Annotated in this window: 19 protein-coding genes; 18 read left to right on the plus strand and 1 reads right to left on the minus strand. The window is 67.5% G+C overall.

Translation table 11 applies throughout. The features are described from left to right. Positions 1–37 precede the first annotated feature (37 nt). The 16 genes from xdhA (at position 38) to ACWGRX_RS21000 (ending at position 17,511) form a co-directional block, all read left to right on the plus strand. Complete coding sequence (gene xdhA, locus ACWGRX_RS20925; protein WP_452119113.1) at positions 38–1,513, plus strand: xanthine dehydrogenase small subunit; 1,476 nt, start codon at positions 38–40, stop codon at positions 1,511–1,513. Beyond that, on the plus strand, positions 1,506–3,863 hold the full coding sequence (gene xdhB, locus ACWGRX_RS20930; protein WP_452119114.1) for a xanthine dehydrogenase molybdopterin binding subunit: 2,358 nt from the start codon (positions 1,506–1,508) through the stop codon (positions 3,861–3,863). The genes xdhA and xdhB overlap by 8 nt, the downstream gene beginning before the upstream one ends. Continuing rightward, positions 3,860–4,726, plus strand: coding sequence for a xanthine dehydrogenase accessory protein XdhC (gene xdhC, locus ACWGRX_RS20935; protein ID WP_452119115.1), 867 nt, complete (start codon positions 3,860–3,862; stop codon positions 4,724–4,726). The genes xdhB and xdhC overlap by 4 nt, the downstream gene beginning before the upstream one ends. Then, a complete protein-coding gene (locus ACWGRX_RS20940; protein ID WP_452119116.1) occupies positions 4,710–6,269 on the plus strand; it encodes an ABC transporter ATP-binding protein in 1,560 nt (519 codons plus the stop codon). Before xdhC ends, ACWGRX_RS20940 begins: the two co-directional genes overlap by 17 nt. Beyond that, the gene (locus ACWGRX_RS20945) at positions 6,256–7,338 is read left to right on the plus strand and encodes an ABC transporter permease (RefSeq protein ID WP_452119117.1); all 1,083 of its coding nucleotides are present in this window, start codon (positions 6,256–6,258) and stop codon (positions 7,336–7,338) included. The genes ACWGRX_RS20940 and ACWGRX_RS20945 overlap by 14 nt, the downstream gene beginning before the upstream one ends. Then, positions 7,335–8,258 carry an ABC transporter permease gene (locus tag ACWGRX_RS20950; protein ID WP_452119118.1) on the plus strand — a complete coding sequence of 308 codons (924 nt, stop codon included), beginning with the start codon at positions 7,335–7,337 and terminating at the stop codon, positions 8,256–8,258. The genes ACWGRX_RS20945 and ACWGRX_RS20950 overlap by 4 nt, the downstream gene beginning before the upstream one ends. A 28-nt stretch (positions 8,259–8,286) precedes the next feature. Then, positions 8,287–9,363 carry a BMP family ABC transporter substrate-binding protein gene (locus ACWGRX_RS20955; RefSeq protein WP_452119119.1) on the plus strand — a complete coding sequence of 359 codons (1,077 nt, stop codon included), beginning with the start codon at positions 8,287–8,289 and terminating at the stop codon, positions 9,361–9,363. 194 nt (positions 9,364–9,557) lie between these two features. After that, a complete protein-coding gene (locus tag ACWGRX_RS20960) occupies positions 9,558–10,727 on the plus strand; it encodes an ABC transporter substrate-binding protein (protein WP_452119120.1) in 1,170 nt (389 codons plus the stop codon). Between the two features lie 165 nt (positions 10,728–10,892). Beyond that, positions 10,893–11,819, plus strand: coding sequence for a branched-chain amino acid ABC transporter permease (locus ACWGRX_RS20965; protein WP_291634161.1), 927 nt, complete (start codon positions 10,893–10,895; stop codon positions 11,817–11,819). Continuing rightward, entirely contained in the window at positions 11,816–12,811 is a 996-nt protein-coding gene (locus tag ACWGRX_RS20970) for a branched-chain amino acid ABC transporter permease (RefSeq protein WP_452119121.1), read from the plus strand. The genes ACWGRX_RS20965 and ACWGRX_RS20970 overlap by 4 nt, the downstream gene beginning before the upstream one ends. Next, positions 12,808–13,557 (plus strand): ABC transporter ATP-binding protein, encoded by a 750-nt coding sequence (locus ACWGRX_RS20975; RefSeq protein ID WP_452119122.1) that lies wholly within the window; start codon positions 12,808–12,810, stop codon positions 13,555–13,557. Before ACWGRX_RS20970 ends, ACWGRX_RS20975 begins: the two co-directional genes overlap by 4 nt. A 3-nt stretch (positions 13,558–13,560) precedes the next feature. Continuing rightward, entirely contained in the window at positions 13,561–14,259 is a 699-nt protein-coding gene (locus tag ACWGRX_RS20980) for an ABC transporter ATP-binding protein (protein ID WP_291634155.1), read from the plus strand. Between the two features lie 68 nt (positions 14,260–14,327). After that, the gene (locus ACWGRX_RS20985) at positions 14,328–15,716 is read left to right on the plus strand and encodes an ethanolamine ammonia-lyase subunit EutB (RefSeq protein ID WP_452119123.1); all 1,389 of its coding nucleotides are present in this window, start codon (positions 14,328–14,330) and stop codon (positions 15,714–15,716) included. Further along, entirely contained in the window at positions 15,713–16,570 is an 858-nt protein-coding gene (eutC, locus tag ACWGRX_RS20990; protein WP_452119124.1) for an ethanolamine ammonia-lyase subunit EutC, read from the plus strand. Before ACWGRX_RS20985 ends, eutC begins: the two co-directional genes overlap by 4 nt. After that, positions 16,570–17,028: a cupin domain-containing protein gene (locus ACWGRX_RS20995; protein WP_291649502.1), complete on the plus strand. Its 459-nt coding sequence runs from the start codon at positions 16,570–16,572 to the stop codon at positions 17,026–17,028. Before eutC ends, ACWGRX_RS20995 begins: the two co-directional genes overlap by 1 nt. A 108-nt stretch (positions 17,029–17,136) precedes the next feature. After that, a complete protein-coding gene (locus ACWGRX_RS21000; RefSeq protein WP_452119125.1) occupies positions 17,137–17,511 on the plus strand; it encodes a PilZ domain-containing protein in 375 nt (124 codons plus the stop codon). A 190-nt stretch (positions 17,512–17,701) separates the two neighbouring features. Here ACWGRX_RS21000 and ACWGRX_RS21005 read toward each other — a convergent pair whose 3' ends face one another. Continuing rightward, positions 17,702–18,946 (minus strand): flavin-dependent oxidoreductase, encoded by a 1,245-nt coding sequence (locus ACWGRX_RS21005; protein ID WP_452119126.1) that lies wholly within the window; start codon positions 18,944–18,946, stop codon positions 17,702–17,704. Positions 18,947–19,120: 174 nt separating this feature from the next. Here ACWGRX_RS21005 and ACWGRX_RS21010 point away from each other — a divergent pair, with 174 nt between their 5' ends. Both ACWGRX_RS21010 and ACWGRX_RS21015 read left to right on the plus strand, forming a co-directional pair. Next, positions 19,121–19,507: an HU family DNA-binding protein gene (locus ACWGRX_RS21010; RefSeq protein ID WP_184231591.1), complete on the plus strand. Its 387-nt coding sequence runs from the start codon at positions 19,121–19,123 to the stop codon at positions 19,505–19,507. A gap of 183 nt (positions 19,508–19,690) precedes the next feature. After that, positions 19,691–20,866, plus strand: a complete 1,176-nt coding sequence (locus ACWGRX_RS21015) for a vWA domain-containing protein (RefSeq protein ID WP_452119127.1) — start codon at positions 19,691–19,693, stop codon at positions 20,864–20,866. The last annotated feature ends 73 nt before the right edge of the window (positions 20,867–20,939 follow it).

Below are 20,939 nucleotides of genomic sequence, written 5' to 3' on the forward strand. Positions count from 1 at the left end.
CAGGGCATGTTCGCGATTTGCTCTCGACGGGGCTGCCATGCGTGAAACCGTCCGCTTCCTGCTCGGCGACGAGCGGGTCGAGATCGCAAGCTGCGATCCGACCCGGACGGTGCTGGACTGGCTCCGGCTCGACCGGCGCCGCACCGGCAGCAAGGAGGGCTGTGCCGAAGGCGATTGCGGCGCCTGCACCGTCGTCATCGGCCGCCTCGACGAAGGCCATCTGCGCTACGAGGCGATCAATGCCTGCATCCGCTTCCTCCCGACATTGGACGGCTGCCAGCTCCTGACGGTGGAGCATCTGAAAGGCGCGGACGGCACGCTTCATCCCGTGCAGCAGGCGATGGTCGACTGCCATGGCTCACAATGCGGCTTCTGCACGCCGGGCATCGTGATGTCGCTGTTCGCACTCTGGCTGAACGAGGCGGCACCATCCGTCGCGCGCATCGAGGACGCGCTCGCCGGCAATCTCTGCCGTTGCACCGGCTACGAACCAATCATCGCGGCCGGGCTGCGGGCGGCTGCGGCCGACCGCTCTCAGGACCGCTTCGTCGCAGCGCAGGCCGGTATCGCCTCCCGCCTCGCCGAACTGCATGACAGACAGACCGTGGCGATAGGCGATGGCGAGCGACGCTATTACGCCCCGGCCACCACGGAAGCCCTCGCCGAGCTCGTCGCCGCCCACCCGCAGGCGACGCTGATCGCCGGCGCGACCGATGTCGGACTCTGGGTGACCAAGGGCATGCGCCGGCTCGATCCCGTGATCCATCTCGGCCGGATCGAGGCGCTGCGCGCCATCTCCGACGAAGGCGACCAGCTGCGCCTCGGCGCGATGGCGAACCATGTCGCCGTGCGCAAGGCGCTCGCAGCCATCTCTCCGCAGCTCGACGAAATGATGCGCCGCTTCGGCGGCGAACAGGTGCGCAATGCCGGCACGATCGGCGGCAACATCGCCAATGGCTCGCCGATCGGCGACCTGCCACCCGCGCTGATCGCTTTGGGAGCGACGCTGGTGCTGCGCCAAGGCAGTGAACACCGGACAATCCCGCTCGAAGCTTTTTTCCTCGACTATCGCAAGCAGGACCGGCGCGAGGGCGAGTTCGTCGAAGCCGTGCTGGTGCCGAAGCTGCCGGCCGATACGTTGTTCCACGTCTCGAAGATCTCGAAGCGCTTCGACGAGGACATCTCGGCCCTGTGCGGCGCCTTCCTGCTGCGCCGTGATGCCAACGGCCGCATCGCCGAGGCCTGCCTCGCCTTCGGCGGCATGGCCGGCATCCCGAAGCGCGCGAAGGCGGCGGAGGCGGCCCTGCTTGGCCGGTACTGGAACGAGGCCACCGTCGCCGCCGCCATCGCCGCGCTCGCGGGTGATTTCACGCCGCTCACCGACATGCGCGCCTCGGCGGCCTACCGGCTGAAAGTCGCGGGCAACCTGTTGCGGCGTTTCCTGATCGAAACCACCGTTCCCGAAGCGGCGACCCGGGTCGCCGGCCTGCTGGCGGAGGCCGCCCATGGCTGACGCACGTAAGCGGCTCGACGCCATGGAGACGCGGCCGGTCGTCGGCTCGCCGCTGAAGCACGATTCAGCCGACAAGCACGTCGCCGGCGAGGCCGTCTATGTCGACGACATCCTGGAGCCGGCGGGAACCGCCCATGCCTGCCTCGGCCTCTCCAGCATCGCCCATGGCCGGCTTCTGTCGCTCGACCTGTCGGCGGTCGAAGCCACGCCGGGCATCCTCGCAGTCCTGACCGCCGCCGACATCCCCGGCGAGAACGATATCTCCTCGACGCACAAGCATGACGAGCCGGTCTTCGCGACCGAGGCGATCCTGCATCACGGCCAGCCGCTCTTCGCGGTCGTCGCCGAGACGCGCGAGCAGGCGCGGCATGCGGCAGCGCTGGCGAAGGCGAGCCATGAGGAGGCTGCGCCCCTGCTCGACGTCGCGGCGGCCCGGGCGGCGGCGGGCGAGCTCGTCACCGAGCCGCTGAAGCTCGAGCGCGGCGATGTCGCGGCGGCGCTCGCGGCGAGCCCGCGCCGGCTCAAGGGCACGATGGCGATCGGCGGGCAGGACCATTTCTATCTCGAGAGCCAGATCGCTCTCGCCGTTCCCGGCGAGGATGGCGACATGCTGGTGCACTCCTCGACCCAGCATCCGAGCGAGGTCCAGCACATGGTCGCGTCCGTGCTCGGCATCGGCGCCCATGCGGTGACGATCGAGGTCAGGCGCATGGGCGGCGGCTTCGGCGGCAAGGAGACGCAGGCCAACCTCTTCGCCTGCGTCGCAGCGCTCGCCGCCCGCAAGCTCGGGCGGCCGGTGAAGCTGCGGCCCGACCGCGACGACGACATGGTGATCACCGGCAAGCGCCACGACTTCGTCGTCGATTACGAGATCGGCTTCGACGATGATGGCCGCATCCACGCAGTCGATGCGGTCTATGCCGCCCGCTGCGGCTGGAATGCCGACCTGTCCGGTCCGGTGACGGACCGGGCGCTGTTCCATATGGACAATTGCTATTTCTACCCGGCGGTGCGGGCCCGCTCCGAACCGCTGCGCACCCACACCGTCTCGAACACCGCCTTTCGCGGCTTCGGCGGACCGCAGGGCATGGTCGGGGCCGAGCGCTTCGTCGAGGAGGTCGCCTACGCCACCGGGCTCGACCCGCTGGAGGTGAGACGGCGCAATCTCTATGGCGGCGAGGACCGGCTGACGACACCCTATCACCAGCAGGTCGAGGACATGATCGCCGGCGAGGTGATCGACGAGCTGGAACGCGACTGCCACTACCGCGAGCGGCAACAGGCGATCCGCGCCTTCAATCGCGAGAGCCCCGTCATCAAGCGCGGCATCGCGCTGACCCCGGTGAAATTCGGCATCTCCTTCACCGCGACCTGGTATAATCAGGCCGGCGCGCTGGTGCATGTCTACACGGACGGCACAGTGGCGCTGAACCATGGCGGCACCGAAATGGGCCAGGGGCTCTACCAGAAGGTGGCGCAGGTCGTGGCCCAGGCCTTCGGCATCGGCCTCGACCGGATCAGGATCACCGCGACCACGACTGGCAAGGTGCCGAACACCTCGGCGACCGCCGCCTCCTCGGGCTCCGACCTCAACGGCATGGCGGCGCTCGACGCCTGCGAAACCATCAAGCGGCGGCTCACCGCCTTCGCCGCGGAGCGCTGGCAGGAAGCGCCGGAGGCGATCGCCTTCCTGCCCGGCCGAGTCAGGATCGGGGCGCGCGAGATCGCCTTCGTCGAGCTGGTCAGGGAAGCCTATATGGCCCGCGTCCAGCTTTCGGCCACCGGCTTCTATGCGACGCCAAAAATCCATTGGGACCGCAAGGCCGGGCGCGGTCACCCGTTCTACTATTTCGCCTATGGCGCGGCGGCTGCCGAGGTCGCGATCGACACGCTGACCGGCGAGTACAAGGTCGAACGCGTCGACATCCTCCACGATTGCGGCAACTCGCTGAACCCGGCGATCGACAAGGGCCAGATCGAGGGTGGCTTCGTCCAGGGTATGGGCTGGCTGACCACCGAAGAGCTGGTCTGGGACGAGAAGGGGCGCCTCAGGACCCATGCGCCCTCGACCTACAAAATCCCCGTCGCCTCCGACCGCCCGCGCATCTTCAACGTCGCATTGCTGGAGAATGCCCCGAACCGCGAGCACACGATCCATCGCTCCAAGGCGGTCGGCGAGCCGCCGCTGATGCTGGCGATCAGCGTGCTGCACGCTCTGTCGGATGCGGTCGCCAGCGTCGGCGAGCATCGCTTCTGTCCGAAGCTCGACGCACCGGCGACGCCCGAGCGCGTGCTCGACGCGGTCGAGCGGGTGCGGGCCCTGGCTGCAGCCGCGGAGGGCGCATCATGACGCTCTCCGATTTTCTTGAGCGGCATCTCGACGAAGGCGCGATCGTCGTCCGCATCGAACGCGTGCAGGGCTCGACACCGCGCGAGGCCGGCGCGACGATGCTCGTCTCGCACCATGACAGCGTCGGGACGATCGGCGGTGGCCAGCTCGAATTCCACTGCCTCGATCTCGCCCGCGAAATGCTGGCGACCGGCGACCAGCAGCGCCGAGTCGACCTGCCGCTCGGCCCGCAAATGGGCCAGTGCTGCGGCGGGCGCGTCGAGGTTTCGCTGGCGCGTGCCACCCCTGCCGACCTCGCCGCCCTGCGCGATGATGAAACGAAGGCAGTTGCCGGACGGCCGCAGGTGCTGATCTTCGGCGCCGGGCATACCGGCAAGGCCCTCGCCCGCTGCCTGTCCCTGCTGCCGCTCGCCGTGACGCTGGTCGACGACCGGCCCGGCCAGTTCGGCGACGTGCCGGAGACGGTGGCCTGCCTGCATCTCGACGATCCCGAAACCGCGCTGGCCGATGCCAGGCCCGGAGCTGCCTTCATCGCCCTGACCCACAGCCATGCGCTCGATTACCGGCTGACCGAGGCGGCGCTTCTGCGCGGCGATGCGGCCTATGTCGGGATGATCGGCTCAGGCACGAAACGCGCCCGCTTCGAGGCGAGCTTCCGGCGCCGGCATCCCGGAAGCACGGCTTTGACGCGCCTGACCTGCCCGATCGGTGGATCGGATGTGCATGACAAGCGTCCGGAGGTGATCGCGGCCTTGACGGCGGCCGAGCTGGTACGTTGGTTGCTTGGCGAGAAGGCGGCCTTCGCGGGGAAGGACGCCACCGCGCCAGAGAAAGGCCGAGCCGCCCATGACGCAGCCGCCTGACGAGACGGCCCCTTTACGTCTGGCGCTCGCCCATGTCTCGAAGAGCTTTCCGGGCGTGAAGGCCAACCAGGACATCAGCTTCGGTGTCCGGCCGGGCGAGATCCATGCGCTGCTGGGCGAGAACGGCGCCGGCAAGTCGACCCTAGTCAAGATCATCTACGGCGTGCAGCGCGCCGACGAAGGCGAAATCCGCTGGGACGGCCACCCCGTCGAAATTCCCTCGCCCAAGGCCGCCCGCAAGCTCGGCATCGGCATGGTGTTCCAGCATTTCTCGCTGTTCGACGGCATGACGGTGCTGGAGAACATCGCGCTCGGGCTCGACGAGAAGGTTCCGGCGGAAGAGCTGAAACGGCGGATCAAGGCGATCCTCGACAGCTATTCGCTGCCGCTCGATCCCGATCGCGAGGTGCACACGCTTTCGGTCGGCGAACGCCAGCGCATCGAGATCGTGCGCTGCCTGCTGCAGAAGCCAAAACTCCTGATCATGGACGAACCGACCTCGGTGCTGACACCGCAGGAGGTCGAGCGCCTGTTCGACACCCTGCGCCAGATCGCGGCGGAGGGCTGCTCTATCCTCTACATCAGCCACAAGCTCCACGAGATCAAAGCGCTGTGCGAAGCCGCGACCATCCTGCGAGCTGGCCGGGTCGTCGCGACCTGCGATCCGCGCACGGAATCGACCCGGCGCATGGCCGAGCTGATGATCGGAGCGGAGCTGAAGAGCATCGAGCGCCCGGCCACGGCTGACGAGGCGCGCCGCGCCCGTCTCGTCGTCAGCGGACTGAACATGTCGGGCGAGCCGCCCTTCGGCACCGACCTGAAGAGTATCGGCTTTACCGCTTATGCCGGCGAAATCCTCGGTATCGCCGGCGTCGCTGGCAATGGACAGGCCGAGATGCTGCTGGCCCTGTCGGGCGAGCGCCGCGCCGCCGCGAACGACGCCGTCAAGCTCGACGGGCAGCCGCTCGGCCATGCCGATGCCGGCCGGCGCCGCGCCGCCGGGCTCGCCTGCGTGCCCGAGGAGCGCAATGGCCATGCCGCCGTGCCGGATTTCTCACTCGCCGACAATGTCGTGCTGACGGCGCGGCATCGGCTGCCGCTGGCGCCCGCCGGCCTGATCCGGCAAGGCGCGGTCGACGCGTATGCGCGCGAGGTGATCTCGCGCTTCGACGTGCGCACCACCGGCCCCGCAGCCTTCGCCGGCGCGCTCTCCGGCGGCAATCTGCAGAAGTTCATCATGGGTCGCGAGATCGGCCAGAATCCGGAGGTCCTCATCGTCGAGCAGCCGACCTGGGGCGTCGACGCCGGCGCCGCCGCCGCGATCCGGCAGGCGCTGGTCGATCTCGCCGCCAGGGGCTCGTCGATCGTGGTGATCTCGCAGGACCTCGACGAGCTGCTCGAATTGGCCGACCGGCTCTGCGTCATCAATGAGGGCCGGCTTTCGGAAGCCAGGCCGGTCGCCGGGCTTAAGCTGGAGGAGATCGGCCTGCTGATGGGCGGCGTCCATGGCGAGGCGGTAGCAGCGGACCATGCCCATGCTTGAATGGCGCCGCCGCAGCGAACCAAGCCGGACGATGCTCTATCTGAGCCCGCTGATCGCCATCGCCCTGACCATGCTGACCGGCATGCTGGTGTTCAGCGCGATCGGCTATGACGGCTTTCACGCGGTCAAGGCGATCTTCCTGACGCCGCTGCTCGAACCGCAGCGCTGGGCCGATCTCGGCGTCAAGGCCGCGCCGCTGGTGATCATCGCGCTCGGCCTCGCCATCGGTTTCCGGGCCAATGTCTGGAACATCGGCGCCGAGGGGCAATATGTGATGGGCGCCATCGCCGGCACCGGCGTCGCCCTGCTCACCCATGACATGACAGGCTGGTGGATCCTGCCCGCCATGGCGCTGGCCGGCGTCATCGGCGGCGCCGCCTGGGCCGCGATCCCCGCCCTCCTCAAGGTCCGGCTGCAGGTCAGCGAGATCCTGACCAGCCTGATGCTGAGCTATGTCGCCGTCCAGTTCCTGTACTACCTCGTGCGCGGCCCGTGGAAGGACCCGGACGGCTTCAACTTCCCGCAGACCAAGATGTTCAGCGGCGATCAGGTGCTGCCCGCCATCGCGGAGGGCTCTCTGGTCCATCTCGGCGTTCCCGTCGCATTGCTGCTGGCGGTCATCGCCTGGTTCGTGATGGGCAAGACGGTCGCCGGCTACGCGGTCAGGGTCGTGGGGCGGGCGCCAGCGGCCGCCCGTCATGGCGGCTTCGACGCGAACCGCATCACCTGGGCCGCCCTGCTCGCCAGCGGCGGACTCGCGGGCCTGGCCGGGCTGTTCGAGGCCGCGGGCCCGTTCGGCCAGCTCACCCCGCAATTCCCGGTCGGCTACGGCTTCACCGCAATTATCGTCGCCTTTCTCGGACGGCTCTCGCCGATCGGCATAGTCTTCGGCGGCCTCGTCCTCGCGGTGACCTATGTCGGCGGCGAGATCGCGCAGAGCACCGTCCGACTGCCGCAGGCGGCGACTGGCATGTTCCAGGCGATGCTGCTGTTCTTCCTGCTCGCCACCGACGTGCTGGTGCGCTGGCGGCTCGCCTTCCGGCGCGGCCACGCGAAGGTCGCGCCATGACCAGCGTCATCCTCGTCTCGATCTTCATGACGCTGGCAGCGGCGGCGACTCCGATCCTGCTGGCCGGCCTCGGCGAGCTCGTCACCGAGAAGGCCGGCGTACTCAATCTCGGCGTCGAGGGCATGATGCTCTGCGGGGCAGTGACCGGCTTCGCCGTCGCCTATAGCAGCGGCAGCGTCACGCTCGGCCTCGTCGCCGCGGCAGTCGCCGGCTTCCTGGCGGCGATGATCTTCGCCCTGCTGACGCTCGGCCTCGGCTCCAACCAAGTCGCGACGGGGCTCGCGCTGACCATCTTCGGGATTGGCGTCTCCTCGCTGTTCGGCGCCGGCTATGTCGGCCGCACCATCCAGCGGCTCGGACCGCTATTCCCCGCCGACTACGCCAACCATCCCTGGCTGCGCCTGGTCTTCGGCCATGACGCCCTGGTCTATCTCTCGCTGCTGCTGGTTCTCGCCGTCAGCCTGTTCCTGCGGCGCACGCGGGCCGGGCTGATCCTGCGCGCCGTCGGCGAGAACGCCGAGTCCGCCCATGCCATCGGCTATCGCGTGCTCGTTATCAGGACCGCCGCGACCGGCTTCGGTGGCGCGCTCGCCGGGCTCGGCGGCGCCTATTTCTCGCTGGCGCTGACGCCGATGTGGGCCGACCGGCTGACCGCCGGACGCGGCTGGATCGCGCTCGCCCTCGTCGTCTTCGCAGCCTGGAAACCGGGGCGACTGCTGCTCGGCGCCTATCTTTTCGGCGCCGTCGCGACCTTCGAATTGCAGGCCAAGGCCGCCGGCATCAACTGGGTCGCGCCGGAGGTGCTGGCGATGACACCCTACCTTGCGACCATTGTGGTTCTGACGATGATGTCGCTAGGAACGAGAACCGGCGGCCGCAACGCGCCCGCCTGCCTTGGCAAGCCTTTCCCGGCGCCCTAGCGCCGAAACCGACAACGGGGAGCACATCATGTCGACCATCATCACCCGCAGGACGCTTCTGGCCGGCGCTGCCGCGACCTCGGCGCTGCCGCTCATCGGGGGAGCCCAGGCGCAGGCGCCACTCGGCGTCGGCTTCGTCTATGTCGGCCCGATCGGCGACCACGGCTACACTTGGACCCATGACCAGGGCCGACTGGCGCTCGAAAAGGAGTACGGCGCCAAGATCAAGACCAGCTTCATCGAGAACGTGGCCGAGGGGCCGGACGCGGCGCGCGCCATCCGCCAGCTCGCCCAGGCCGGCAACCAGATCATCTTCGCCACCTCGTTCGGCTTCATGAACCCGACAATCCAGGTCGCCAAGCAGTTCCCGAAGATCAAGTTCGAGCACGCCACCGGCTATATGCGCGCCGAGAACGTCGCGACCTACAATGCCCGCTTCTACGAGGGCCGCGCGGTCCTCGGCACCATCGCCGGGCACATGTCGAAATCGGGCCAGGCCGGCTACGTCGCCTCCTTCCCGATCCCGGAAGTGGTGATGGGCATCAACGCCTTCCACCTCGCCGCCAGGAAGGTGAACCCGAACTTCAAGACCAAGGTGATCTGGGCCTCGACCTGGTACGATCCGGCCAAGGAGGCCGACGCGGCCAAGGCGCTGATCGACCAGGGCGCCGACATGATCACCCAGCACACCGATTCCGCCGCTCCGCTGCAGGCAGCTGAACAGCGCGGCGTGTTCGCCTTCGGCCAAGCTTCCGACATGAGCGCCTTCGCGCCGAAGGCGCATCTGACCGCGATCGTCGACGACTGGTCGGGCTACTACATCAAGCGCGTCAAGGAGGTCATGGACGGAACCTGGAAGACCGGCGACGTCTGGCACGGCCTCAAGGAAGGCATGGTCAAGATGGCGCCCTACAACGCGGCGATGACGCCGGCGGCCCGGGCCGCGGCCGACGAGGTCCAGAAGGGCATCATCGCCGGCACGCTCCACCCCTTCACCGGCGAGCTCAAGGACCAGAAGGGCACGCTGCGCCTGAAGGCCGGCGAGACCGCCAGCGACGAGATGCTGTCCAAGATGGACTGGTATGTCGACGGCGTGCAGGCCTAAGGCAGCGATCGAATAAGGCGTCATGCTCGGGCTTGGCCCGAGAATGGCGCCTCGATCCACGCACGAAAATTACCCGCAGGACCCCCCTTGCAGATATTTTAAGCTTGAAACAATATGACTGCCGACGCCGTCTGGACGGGGATGGGGAACCCCGCCGGCGGCCGTATCTGGCACGTCCCGGGAGGACATCAGACATGAATCTCAAATTCGCATTGTCGCTCAGCGCCGGTATGCTCGCGCTCGGGCTGTCGACCGCCCAGGCGCAGGAACCCTTGAAGATCGGCGTGGTCAGCGTGCTGACCGGACCTGCGGCGGCCCTCGGCCAGCAGGTTCGCGACGGCTTCCAGCTCGCGGTCGACCAGAACGGCGGCAAGCTCGGCGGCGTGCCGGTGCAGATCACCATCATCGACGACGAGCTGAAGCCCGATGTCGCGGTCGGCAAGGTGCGCAGCTTCGTCGAGGGCGGCAAGGTCGACTTCGTCGTCGGCCCGGTGTTCTCCAACATCCTCGGCGCGATCGCCAAGCCGGTGCTGGACTCCGGCGCCATCCTGATCAGCCCGAACGCCGGCCCGTCGACCATGGCCGGCAACGCCTGCCACCAGAACTTCTTCGTGACCTCGTACCAGAACGACCAGGTCCACGAGGTGCTCGGCAAATACGCCCAGGACCAGAACTACAAGAAGGCCTATATCATCGCGCCGAACTACCAGGCGGGTAAGGACTCGCTGGCCGGCTTCAAGCGCTATTTCAAGGGCGAGGTCCTCGACGAGGTCTATGTCCCGCTGACCTCGCTCGATTTCTCGGCCGAGCTCGCCAAGATCGCCTCGGCGAAACCCGACGTGGTCTTCGCCTTCCTGCCCGGCGGCCTCGGCGTCAACTTCGTCAAGCAGTGGTCGCAAGCCGGCCTCACCGGCAAGGTGCCGTTCCTCTCGGCCTTCACGGTCGACGAGTCGACCCTGCCGGCGCAGCAGGACGCCGCAGTCGGCATGTTCGGCGGCATGACCTGGGCGCCGAACATGGACAATCCGCAGACGAAGAAGTTCGTCGCGGCCTATGAGGCGGCCTACAAGATCGTGCCCGGCTCCTATGCCCAGCAGGCCTTCGACGCCGCGCAGCTGATCGACTCGGCCGTGAAGGCGGCGGGCGGCACCGGCGACAAGGACAAGCTGCGCGCCGCGCTCAAAAAGGCCGATTTCACCTCGCTTCGCGGCAAGTTCAAGTTCAACACCAATGGCTACCCGATCCAGGACTTCTACCTGGTCAAGGTCGCCAAGCGGCCGGACGGCAAGTTCCAGACCGAGATCGCCCAGAAGGTGTTCACGGACTACGCCGATCCGCACGCCAAGGATTGCGCGCTGAAGTGACGCTTTCGTCCTTCACCGCGACCTGAATGGTCATCCCGGGCGGGCTTCAGCCCGACCCGGGATCCATGCCAGACCGACCGATGTTCAGGCATGGATCCCGGCCCTCCGCTTCGCTGCGGCCGGGATGACGGCGTCTGTTGTTCTTAAGCCGAGTTGCGCAAGCGCATGACCACCGGCCTCCTCCTTGTCCAGATCCTGAACGGGCTGCAGTTCGGCATCCTGCTGTTCCTGGTGGCGGCAGGGCTGACCCTCGTTTTCGGCGTGATGGATTTCATCAACCTGGCGCATGGCGTGCAGTACATGCTCGGTGCCTATCTGGCGGTGACCTTCGTCGCGCTGACCGGCTCCTTCGTGCTCGGGCTTGTACTGGCGCTGGCGGCGGCGCTGGTCTTCGGCCTCGCGCTCGAATTCCTGGTTTTCCGACATCTCTACGAACGCGACCATCTCGACCAGGTGCTGGCGACCTTCGGGCTGATCCTGCTGCTCAACCAGGGCGTCAAGATCATCTGGGGCGCGGCGCCGCTCTCGGTGCCGGTGCCGGAGTTCCTCTCTGGCAATGTCGCGCTGCTGGACGGCATCCTCTATCCGACCTACCGCTTCGCACTGATCGGGGCGGGGCTCGCCGTCGGCCTGCTGCTCTGGTTCGTCGTCGACCGCACCCGCACCGGCATGCTGCTGCGCGCCGGCGCCTCGAACGCCCCGATGGTCTCGGCGCTCGGCGTCGACATCCGCAAGCTGTTCATGATCGTCTTCGCCTTCGGCACCATGCTGGCCGGCTTCGCGGGGGCGATGGCGGCACCAATCCTCTCGGTCGAGCCCGGCATGGGCGACACCGTCCTGATCCTCGCCTTCGTCGTCATCGTCATCGGCGGCATCGGCTCGATCCGCGGCGCCTTCGTCGCGGCCCTGATCGTCGGCCTCGTCGACACGCTCGGCCGTTCCTTCATGAACGATTTGCTGCGCCTGTTCATGAGCGCGCCCTCGGCCCGGGCCACCGGCGCCGCCCTCTCCTCCATGCTGATCTACCTCCTGATGGCGGTGGTGCTGTTCCTGAGGCCTGAGGGGCTCCTGCCCTCGCGGGGGCGCACATGAGCACGGCTCCGGCGCTGGCGGAGACGGTGGCCGCCCCGGCCCCGCGCAGGCGCGGCCGGCTGCTGCTGCCGATCCTGCTCTTTGGGCTGCTGGCGCTGGCGCCGCTCGCCGTCAGCCTCGGCATGCCCTCCGGCTGGCTCGCTCTGCTGACGCGGGCGATGATCTTCGCGATCGCGGCGCTCTCGCTCGACCTCATCCTCGGCGTCGGCGGGCTCGTCTCCTTCGGCCACGCCGCCTTCCTCGGCATAGGCGCCTATGTCACCGGCATCATGATCACCGAAGGACAGGCCGAGGCGCTGCTGATCCTGCCGGTGGTGCTCGGCATCTGCGCCCTGTTCGCCGCGATCACCGGGGCGATCTGCCTGCGCACCCGCGGCGTCACCTTCATCATGATCACGCTCGCCTTCGGCCAGATGGTCTATTTCCTGGCGCAGGCGCTCTCGGCCTATGGCGGCGATGACGGGCTGACGCTCTACGAGAAGAGCACCATTGCCGGCCTCGATCTGTTCTCGACCCGCACGGGTTTCTTCTATTGCGTGCTCGCCGCGCTCGCCGGCTGCTATGTGCTGGTCCGCATCCTCGTCGCCTCGCGCTTCGGACGCATCCTGCGGGCGGCGCGCGAGAATCCGGTCCGGGTCTCGGTCACCGGCTTCGACGTCACCCGCATCCGGCTCGTCGCCTATGTGATCAGCGGCATGGTCGCAGGGATCTCCGGCTTCTTCCTCGCCAACCACACCGATTTCGTCAGCCCGGCCTTCATGTCCTGGCAGCGCTCGGGCGAGCTGATCTTCATGGCGGTGCTCGGCGGCGTCGGCTCGCTGCATGGCGCGATCATTGGCGCCATCGCCTATCTCGTCGCCGAAGACGGGCTCTCGCATCTGACCGAGCATTGGCGGGTGATCTTCGGGCCGCTGATCATTCTTTTCGTGCTGTTCACCCGTGGCGGCATCGTCGGCATGCTGCGCAAGCTGGGCGGGGGTGGCGGCGCATGAACCAGCCCGTCCTCACGCTCGAATCCGTGCGCAAATCGTTCGGTGCGCTCAAGGTCACCGACGATGTCAGCCTCTCCGTGGCACCCGGCGAACTGCATGCGCTGATCGGCCCGAACGGCGCGGGCAAGACCACGCTCGTCCACCAGATCTCCGGCATGCTCAAGCCCGACAGCGGCGCGATCCGCTTTCGCGGCGAGGACATTTCGGCGCTGACGCCGGAGAAGCGGGCACGGCGCGGCCTCGCCCGCACCTTCCAGATCACCTCGACGATCGCCTCGCTTTCGGTGCTGGAGAATGTCGCACTCGGCGTGCAGGCCAAGGCGGCGCATCCGCTCTCACTGTTCCGTAATGCGGCGCGCGACGCGGCGCTGAACCGCCCTGCCCTGGCGGCGCTCGAGGCGGTAGGCCTCGCCGACCGTGCCGAGGTTCCTGCCGGGCGCCTCTCGCATGGCGAGAAGCGGGCGCTCGAACTCGCCATGGCGCTGGCGCTGGAGCCGGCCGCGATCCTGCTCGACGAGCCCTTGGCCGGCGTCGGCCGCGAGGAAGGCGAGCGATTGATCGAGCTGCTCTCCAGACTGAAGGGCCGCTATGCCATGCTCCTGGTCGAGCACGACATGACGGCGGTGTTCGCGCTCGCCGACAAGGTCAGCGTGCTGGTCTATGGCCGCGTGATCGCCTCGGGCGAGCCGGCCGCCGTCAGGGCCGACCAGGCCGTGCGCGAAGCCTATCTCGGCGAGGAGGGCTGAACCGTGCTGACGGTCGAGAACCTCGATGCCGGCTATGGCGAGGCGCAGATCCTGTTCGGCGTCGATCTTGCGGTCGGCGCCGGCGAGGTCGTGACCCTGCTCGGCCGCAACGGCATGGGCAAGACCACGACGATTCGTTCGATCATGGGGCTGATCCGCCCGAAGGCCGGGCGCGTCAGTTTCGGCGGCGTCGACCTCACCGGCAGCGCGCCCTTCCGCCTCGCCCAGGCCGGGATCGGCCTCGTCCCGGAAGGCCGCCAGATCTTCCCGACGCTCTCGGTCGAGGAGAACCTGATCGCGACGGCGGCCAGCCGCTTCGGCCAGCCGCGCTGGACGCTGGAGCGGGTCTACGCCTTCCTGCCGCGGCTCAGGGAGCGCCGCGCCAACCGCGGCAACCAGCTTTCCGGCGGCGAGCAGCAGATGCTGGCGATCGGCCGGGCGCTGATGACCAATCCCAAGCTCGTCATCCTCGACGAGGCGACCGAGGGCCTGGCGCCGATCATCCGTCAGGAGATCTGGGCCTGCCTTGCGGCGCTGAAGGCGGAAGGCGAGTCGATCCTGGTGATCGACAAGAATGTCGATGCGCTGGCCAAGATCGCCGACCGGCATATCGTGCTGGAGAAGGGCCGCGTCGTCTGGCGCGGCACGAGCGAGGCGTTGCGAAGCGATAGTGCGGTCAAGGACCGCTTCCTGAATCTGTAGAGGCAGGTCCGCCTCCAACGCGATGACGGGACCGTGCTCTGGCGAGAGCTGGGGAGGGAGACAGGCAAATGGGGTATCGCGTCGCAATCGGCGGAACCAGCCATGTCTTCGCCGATCTCCGCGAGCTGATGGGGAAGGCGACGCCGCCGCGCTCGGGCGACCAGCTGGCGGGGCTCGCCGCCGGCAGCATGCAGGAGATGATGGCGGCGCGGATCGCGCTGGCGGATCTGCCGCTGCGGACCTTCCTGCATGAAGCGCTGATCCCTTACGAGGACGACGAGGTCACGCGCCTCGTCATCGACACGCATGATGCGGCGGCCTTCGCGCCGGTCGCCGCGCTCACCGTCGGCGAGTTCCGTGACTGGCTCTGCTCCGATGCGGCGACGAGCGAAGTGCTGGCCCGGCTCGCCCCGGGCATCACGCCGGAAATGGCGGCGGCGGTGTCGAAGCTGATGCGCAACCAGGACCTGATCCTGGTCGCGCGTAAATGCCGGGTCGTCAGCCGTTTCCGCAATACACTCGGCCTGCCAGGGCGGCTCGCTGTGCGCCTCCAGCCCAATCACCCGACCGACGATGCCGCCGGCATCCTCGCCTCGATCATAGACGGGCTGAGCTATGGCTGCGGCGATGCGGTGATCGGCATCAACCCGGCCTCGGACAATCTCGGCCGGATCGGCGAGCTGCTCCGCCTGCTCGACGAGCTGATCGCCCGCTTCGAGATCCCCACGCAGGGCTGCGTCCTGACGCATGTCACCAGTGCGATCGCTCTGATCGGGCAAGGCGCGCCGGTCGACCTCGTCTTCCAGTCTGTCGCGGGCACGCAGGCCGCCAACACCTCCTTCGGCATCGACCTTTCCCTTCTGCAGGAGGGGATGGAGGCCGGCCGCTCGCAGCAACGCGGCACGACCGGCGACAACCTGATGTATTTCGAAACCGGCCAGGGCTCAGCCCTTTCGGCCAACGCCCATCACGGCGTCGACCAGCAGACGCTCGAAGCGCGCGCCTATGCCGTCTGCCGGGCCTACGAGCCGCTACTGGTCAATACCGTGGTCGGCTTCATCGGGCCGGAATATCTCTATGACGGCAAGCAGATCATCCGGGCGGGGCTGGAAGACCATTTCTGCGGCAAGCTGCTGGGCGTGCCGATGGGTTGCGACATCTGCTACACCAATCATGCCGAGGCCGATCAGGACGACATGGACACGCTGCTGACCCTGCTGGGCACGGCCGGCGTCAATTTCATCATGGGCGTGCCCGGCGCCGACGATGTGATGCTGAACTACCAGTCGACCTCATTCCATGATCAGCTCTATATCCGGGAGGTTCTCGGCCTGAAACGCGCCCCCGAGTTCGAGGCCTGGCTGCAGCGCATGGACATCACGGATGCAACCGGGCGCCTGAGTGCGAGGCAGGGCGGACAGGCCCTTCTGGCGGCCCTGCCAGGCAAGGCAGCATGAGCGAGAAGCCGAAATCCGGCGCGCCGCAACTGGCCGAGCTCGCGACGCTCACGCCGGCCCGCGTCGCGCTCGGCCGTTCGGGCGCCTCCGTACCGACGCGGGAAGTGCTCCGCTTCGGCATGGCCCATGCCCAGGCCCGCGACGCAGTGCATGCGCCGTTCGACGCCGACGACGTGGCCGGCCGGCTTGCAGCCCTCGGCCTCGAGGTGATCCAGGTCGACAGCGCAGCGGGCTCGCGCGAGGCGTATCTGCGCCGGCCCGATCTCGGGCGAAGTCTCTCACCCGGAAGCCGCGAGGCGCTGACGGCACGGTATGGCGACTTCGACCTGGCGATCATCGTTGCGGACGGGCTCTCCTCGACGGCGGTTCATCGAAATGCCGTTCCCCTGGTCGCGGCGCTGTTGCCATTATTGGCCCGGCAGGGCCTGCGGCTCGCCCCGCTCGTTGTCGGGCGCCAGGCACGGGTTGCTCTCGGTGACGAGATCGGCGCGGCGTTCGGCGCGCGTGCTGTGGCCATGCTGATCGGTGAACGTCCCGGGCTGTCCTCTCCGGATTCTCTCGGCGCCTATCTGACCTTCGCGCCACGAGCGGGTCTTACCGACGCCAATCGCAACTGCATCTCGAACATCCGCCCGGAGGGCCTCACGCATGGGCACGCCGCCTTCAAACTCGCCTGGCTGATCGCCGAGGCTCTTCGCCGTTCGCTGACCGGAATCGGCCTCAAGGACGAGAGCGATCTCGCTATCGAGGCGAACGAAACTGCGATCTCAGACGCCGCTCTGCTTTCCGGCGCGGTTGCGAACACGGAACCACCTCGCAATTCCGACGAATTCACTGGAGAAGGAGACCGATGATGAAGCCGCTGACCGCCGGCGTGACGCGTGCCAATGAGGGCATCGACGCGATCACCTGGAGCATTCTGGGCCAGACCTATGTGCCCAAGACCCTGAGCGAGGACAGCTTCTCCTGGCACGCCACCTTTCCGCCCGGCACCTTCGTGCCGCCGCATATCCATCCGACCCAGGACGAGTTCATCTACATGCTGGAGGGCCGACTCGATCTCGTACTCGACGGCCAGGAATCGCATGCGCTGCCGGGCGACCTGATCCGGCTGCCGCGTAACGTCCCGCACGGTCTGTTCAACAAGAGCGACACGCCCGTGAAGTGCCTGTTCTGGGTCGCGCCGACCGGCCGGCTCTATGATCTGTTCTGGGCGATTCACTCGATGAAGGAGCAGAATCCGGCTGAAGTCGTGGCGCTCGCGGCTCGCTACGAGATCGACTTCCTGCCGCCTCCACCGGACGCCGGCTGAACCGGTTCCGGCAGGTGCGTCGCCGGCATTAGGGTTAATCAAGGGTAAGGCGCGCGAAGGATGGTATTTCGGCGCATGATGCGGGCCTCCATCAGGAAGGTTCGGCCCATGCCCGCCGTCACCACCGAACGCCGCCAGCATGCCCGCAGCCGCACGCTCATCGGCGCCCAGATCATCTTCAACCAGCGTCGGTCGACGCTGGATTGCACCGTCAGGAATCTGTCCGAGCACGGGGCGCTGCTCGTCCTCTCCGACGCAGTCTCGACGCCCGAGCTGTTCGAGCTTTATCTGCCGCTCAAGCGCGAAAGCCGCATGGTACGCGCGCGCTGGCGCGACGGCGCGCGTCAGGGCGTCGAGTTCACGCGGCCTGCCAAGCTGGATGACGAGCCGGCCCCGCTCGACCTGCTGCACCGCCTCAAGCAGCTCGAGCAGGAGAACGCGCAGCTGAAGGCAAGGATCGCCCAGCTGACGGAAGCCGGCTGAGCCCGGGCGCGTGCCCCCGGCATCTGGATGAACCGGATCGACAGGATCGCTCGGCTCGTGCCGTCATTCCAGCCGGAGCGAGGCGGCACACCGGAAGCTGCCATGGGACTCCGGCGCTCTATGATGGTTTTCGGAGCTGCGCCGCTTTGCGGCTTGTCCGGGTGACGAGCCAGCGCGAGCGAAATTCGTTCTACCGGCGCGCCGCCAGTTGCTCCTTGGCGAAGCCGGCCTTGCCGGCATAGGTCTTCACGATCATCTCGCGCTTGGCATAGGACAGCACGCGCTCGACATCGTCGAAGCCGTTCGGCGCCAGTTCCTCGACCGCATCGATGACCCGCTCCGGGCCGCCGGCCCGGTTCATCGCCACGATCTCGGCCGTCGCCGGCAGGCGCTGCGCCTCATAAGCGGCGAGGGCCTGGCGCGGATGCTCGGCCCGGACCAGCAGGTCGGCGAGACAGCGGGCATCGAGGATCGCCTGCGAGGCGCCGTTCGAGCCGACCGGGTACATCGGATGGGCGGCATCGCCGAGCAGGGTTACGCGGCCATGGGTCCAGCGCGGCAGCGGATCGCGGTCGCACATCGGATAGTCCCAGAAGCCCGGCGTCGCCTGGATCAAGGCGAGGATGTCGACGCCCGGCACCGTGAATCTGCGGGCGAAGGGCAGCACGTCCTCGAGCCGGCCAGCCTTGGACCAGGCCTCCTTCGGCGGCGGCTTGGCGGGATCGCCGGTGCGGATGTTGACCACCCAATTGGTCAGCCGCGTTCCCGGCTTGCTCCCTTCGGCGATCGGATAGAGCACGAGTTTGCCGGCCATGCCGCCGGCGATGATCATGCTCTCGCCATCGAGAAAGGCCGGCCAGTCGCAGGCGCCGCGCCACATCTGCACGCCGTTCCAGCGCGGTGCGCCCTGGTCGGGGAAGTAGTGGGCCCGTACCGTCGAATGGATACCGTCGGCGGCGATCATCAGGTCGGCTCGCGCGGTTTCTCCGCCCTCCCCGCGGCGGGAATCGGTGAAATGCGCGGTGACGCCGCCTTCGTCCTGCAAGAAGCCCTGGAGGCGCCGGCCACAGCGCAGCGCCTCCGGCCCGAGCCGGGCCACGACCGCGTCCCTGATCACGCCCTGGAGCCGGCCGCGATGGATCGAGAACTGCGGAACCGGCGCGCCGGCATGCAGGCCGCGCGGTTCGCGCCAGACCGCCTGCCCGAAGCGGTTCATGTAGACGAGCTCGCGGGTGCGGATCGCCACGGCGTCGAGAGCCGGTAGCAGGCCGAGCTCGGCAAGCTCGCGAATGGCGTGCGGCAAGGTGTTGATGCCGACGCCGACCTCCCGGATATCGCTGGACTGCTCGTAGACCGTCGCGGCGATGCCGCGTGCGTGCAGCATGAGCGCCAAGGTGAGGCCGCCGATGCCGCCGCCGACGATGATGACCTTCATGCGCGCTCGTTCCCCATTATTATTTCAAGCTTGAAATATCAGCGCGAAGCTTGTCAATCGCCCCGCTCCGTTGCTTCCGCCACCCGGGCAGGGCCGGAAAAGCGCATTTTCCGCGGAACGAAGCCGTATTCTGTGCGTATCTAGGCCCAATGCTGTCGTTTTTGGATGGCAGCCATGCAACACGGTGGGTTCGCGCGCGACAGCGCACCGATTCGCCGCGACGCTCCGGCCTTCAAAAGCGGTGCCGGAGCGAGGCTACTCTCATCATTGCTCTTCCAGGAGGGTTGTATGACCAAGAACGAACTGATCGCCGCCATCGCCGACGAGACCGGCAAGACCAAGGCTGACGTCTCGGCCATCCTCGGCTCGCTCGCCGGCGTCGTCGCCAAGACCCTGAAGTCCGGTGGTGACGTCACGCTCGGCGGCATCGGCAAGCTGGCGGCGGCCAAGCGCGAGGCCCGCGAAGCCCGCAATCCGTCGACCGGCGCGACGATCAAGGTTCCCGCCAAGACCGTCGTGAAGTTCAAGGTCACCAAGGATCTCGCCGACGCCGTCGCCTGAGGCGCCCGGCTTTCAAAGATCAGGAGCATGGCGAAAGGCGCGGCGTCCTTTCGCCATGCTCCGTCTCGGCGGGCAGGATCGGCAGGCCGGACTATGCCCCCGACCGCCGCGCATCGCCGAGTGGAACTCGTCCTCGGTCCCGGCATGGCTTGACCGCGGCGCGGCGCTGCCCACAGTAGCGCGATGTTCCTGCGCCTCTTCACCGATCTGCGAGCTGCCAAGGTCCCCGTCACGCTGCGGGAGTATCTCGCCTTGCTCGAGGGCGTCGAGGCCGACCTCGCCGAGCATCGCGTCGACGAATTCTACCATCTCGCCCGCACCTGCCTGGTCAAGGACGAGCGTCATCTCGACCGCTTCGACCGGGTCTTCGCCCAGGTCTTCAAGGGCATGGAGACGCTTGGCGAGGCCTTCGAGCAAGTCGGTATTCCCGAGGAATGGCTGCGCAAGCTGGCCGAGAAATTCCTGACCGAGGAGGAGAAGGCCCAGCTCGAGGCGCTCGGCTGGGACAAGCTGCTCGAGACGCTGAAGCAGCGCCTCGCCGAGCAGAAGGGCCGCCACCAGGGCGGCTCGAAATGGATCGGCACCGCCGGCACCTCACCCTATGGCGCCTATGGCTACAATCCCGAGGGCGTACGCATCGGCCAGGACAAGAACCGCAATTTCCGTGCGGTGAAGGTCTGGGACAAGCGCGAGTTCAAGGATTTCGACGACACACGCGAGCTCGGTGTCCGCAATTTGAGGGTTGCGCTGCGCCGCCTGCGGAAATTCGCCCGGACCGGCGCCGCCGAGGAGCTCGACCTCGACGAGACGATCACCGAAACGGCCAAGCATGGCTATCTCGACGTCAAGCTCAGGCCCGAGCGGCACAATGCCGTGAAGGTGCTGCTCTTCCTCGATGTCGGCGGCTCGATGGACTGGCATGTCGAGCTGGCGGAAGAGCTGTTCTCCGCGGCGCGGGCCGAATTCAAGCATTTCGAGCATTTCTACTTCCACAACTGCCCTTATGAGCGGGTCTGGAAGGAGAACCGGCGCCGGCACGACCAGGTCATCCCGACCTTCGACATCCTGCGCACCTATCCGCCCGACTACCGGCTGGTCTTCGTCGGCGACGCCTCGATGAGCCCCTATGAGATCGCCATGCCCGGCGGCTCGGTCGAGCACTGGAACGAGGAGCCCGGCGAGGTCTGGATGCGGCGGCTGACCGAGCGCTTCCCGAAATCGGTCTGGCTCAACCCGGTTCAGCAGCATCTGTGGAGCTACACCCAGTCGATCCGGCAGATCGGCGGGCTGATGGGCGGGCGCATGTTCCCGCTGACGCTGGATGGGCTCGACGGCGCGATCAAGGCGCTGACGCGGTAACATCCACCGGCTCGGTCATGCGCGGGCCCAAACAGCGCATGTTCTTCAGGAGATTTTCAACTCCGCGCTTTGC

This window comes from Allobosea sp. NPDC055594, assembly GCF_053618995.1.

Coding starts and splice junctions, on each gene's coding strand:
- ACWGRX_RS20955 (WP_452119119.1), top strand. CDS start 8,287: ATGTCGACCATCATCACCCGCAGGACGCTTCTGGCCGGCGCTGCCGCG.
- ACWGRX_RS21005 (WP_452119126.1), bottom strand. CDS start 18,946: ATGAAGGTCATCATCGTCGGCGGCGGCATCGGCGGCCTCACCTTGGCG.
- ACWGRX_RS20975 (WP_452119122.1), top strand. CDS start 12,808: ATGAACCAGCCCGTCCTCACGCTCGAATCCGTGCGCAAATCGTTCGGT.
- ACWGRX_RS20950 (WP_452119118.1), top strand. CDS start 7,335: ATGACCAGCGTCATCCTCGTCTCGATCTTCATGACGCTGGCAGCGGCG.
- ACWGRX_RS20940 (WP_452119116.1), top strand. CDS start 4,710: ATGACGCAGCCGCCTGACGAGACGGCCCCTTTACGTCTGGCGCTCGCC.
- eutC (WP_452119124.1), top strand. CDS start 15,713: ATGAGCGAGAAGCCGAAATCCGGCGCGCCGCAACTGGCCGAGCTCGCG.
- xdhC (WP_452119115.1), top strand. CDS start 3,860: ATGACGCTCTCCGATTTTCTTGAGCGGCATCTCGACGAAGGCGCGATC.
- ACWGRX_RS21015 (WP_452119127.1), top strand. CDS start 19,691: ATGTTCCTGCGCCTCTTCACCGATCTGCGAGCTGCCAAGGTCCCCGTC.
- ACWGRX_RS20945 (WP_452119117.1), top strand. CDS start 6,256: ATGCCCATGCTTGAATGGCGCCGCCGCAGCGAACCAAGCCGGACGATG.
- ACWGRX_RS21000 (WP_452119125.1), top strand. CDS start 17,137: ATGCCCGCCGTCACCACCGAACGCCGCCAGCATGCCCGCAGCCGCACG.
- ACWGRX_RS21010 (WP_184231591.1), top strand. CDS start 19,121: ATGCAACACGGTGGGTTCGCGCGCGACAGCGCACCGATTCGCCGCGAC.
- ACWGRX_RS20965 (WP_291634161.1), top strand. CDS start 10,893: ATGACCACCGGCCTCCTCCTTGTCCAGATCCTGAACGGGCTGCAGTTC.
- xdhB (WP_452119114.1), top strand. CDS start 1,506: ATGGCTGACGCACGTAAGCGGCTCGACGCCATGGAGACGCGGCCGGTC.
- ACWGRX_RS20995 (WP_291649502.1), top strand. CDS start 16,570: ATGAAGCCGCTGACCGCCGGCGTGACGCGTGCCAATGAGGGCATCGAC.
- ACWGRX_RS20985 (WP_452119123.1), top strand. CDS start 14,328: ATGGGGTATCGCGTCGCAATCGGCGGAACCAGCCATGTCTTCGCCGAT.
- ACWGRX_RS20970 (WP_452119121.1), top strand. CDS start 11,816: ATGAGCACGGCTCCGGCGCTGGCGGAGACGGTGGCCGCCCCGGCCCCG.
- xdhA (WP_452119113.1), top strand. CDS start 38: ATGCGTGAAACCGTCCGCTTCCTGCTCGGCGACGAGCGGGTCGAGATC.
- ACWGRX_RS20960 (WP_452119120.1), top strand. CDS start 9,558: ATGAATCTCAAATTCGCATTGTCGCTCAGCGCCGGTATGCTCGCGCTC.